Source organism: Pseudomonas sp. K5002 (genome assembly GCF_013386655.1).
GTDB lineage: Bacteria > Pseudomonadota > Gammaproteobacteria > Pseudomonadales > Pseudomonadaceae > Aquipseudomonas.
The window spans coordinates 1-1,093 of sequence record NZ_JACARK010001301.1 but is presented as its reverse complement, the minus strand read 5'-3'; the positions used below and the strand labels follow the sequence as shown (position 1 = coordinate 1,093).

General features: G+C 64.4%; 2 protein-coding genes. One reads left to right on the top strand and one right to left on the bottom strand.

All coding sequences use genetic code 11. The annotated features are described in order from the left end of the window. A partial coding sequence (locus HX846_RS35865; protein ID WP_256740378.1) for a cell wall metabolism sensor histidine kinase WalK occupies positions 1-660 on the top strand: 660 nt, incomplete at its 5' end. Here HX846_RS35865 and HX846_RS35860 read toward each other — a convergent pair. Continuing rightward, positions 657-1,093, bottom strand: a 437-nt coding sequence (locus HX846_RS35860) for a 4'-phosphopantetheinyl transferase (protein ID WP_178967307.1), incomplete at its 5' end; no start/stop codon positions are given. The genes HX846_RS35865 and HX846_RS35860 overlap by 4 nt on opposite strands.

Below are 1,093 nucleotides of genomic sequence, written 5' to 3'. Positions count from 1 at the left end.
CACGAACTGCGCACCCCGGTGGCGCGCCTGCGGTTCGGCCTGGAGATGATCGGCGACGCGGCCACGCCTGAAGCGCGGCGCAAGTATATGGAGGGCATGGACAGCGACATCCAGGACCTCGATGGCCTGGTGGACGAAATGCTCACCTACGCGCGGCTGGAACAGGGGGCGCCGGCACTGAATTTCCAGCGGGTCGACCTCAATGCGTTGCTGGATCAGGTGATTGATGAACTGTCACCGCTGCGCCCGGAAATCAACGTGGCGCGGGGCATCTGCCTGTCCTCGGCACATTGGGACGATGCATGGGTGGAGGCCGAGCCGCGTTACCTGCACCGTGCCCTGCAAAACCTGGTGAGCAACGCCATGCGCCACGCCCAGGGGCAGGTGCTGATCAGTTACCAGGTGGGCCAGGTGCGTTGCCGCATCGACGTGGAAGACGACGGGCCGGGCGTACCGGAAAGTGCCTGGGAGCGGATTTTCACGCCGTTCCTGCGCCTGGATGACAGCCGGACCCGCGCGTCGGGTGGGCACGGCCTGGGGTTATCCATTGTGCGGCGGATCATCTATTGGCACGGCGGCCGGGCGTTGATCAGCAAGAGCAACAATCTGGGTGGCGCGTGTTTCAGCCTGAGTTGGCCACGGGATCAGGAGAAGGTCTAGGCCTGGACGGCCACCAGGCTCAACAACTGCCCCTCATCCACCGCAAACTGCGCCTCCAGTTCCTTGCCATGGCACCATTCTGCGGACAAGTCCGTCAGCAACCGCAGCCGCGCATGGCCGGTATCCGACCACTCCAGCAACTCGGCATGCTCAAAATAAAAGCGCTTCTGCACGATCGGGTAGAGCGCCTTGAACAGGCTCTCTTTCGCCGAAAACGTCAGCGTCACCAGTTGCGCAACCTGTTCCCGCGGCCCGGCGGCCATGCGCAGCAGTTCATCCTGAGTGAGAATTTCCCCGGCCAGGCGTTCCGCCCGCTCCAGGGGCAGCAGGTTCTCCAGGTCCATCCCCAGCCCGCGCCACTGTGACTTGTGGGCGACGATGGCCGCTGCATGGCCGGTGCTGTGGGTGATCGAACCGCTGATGTGCGCGGGCC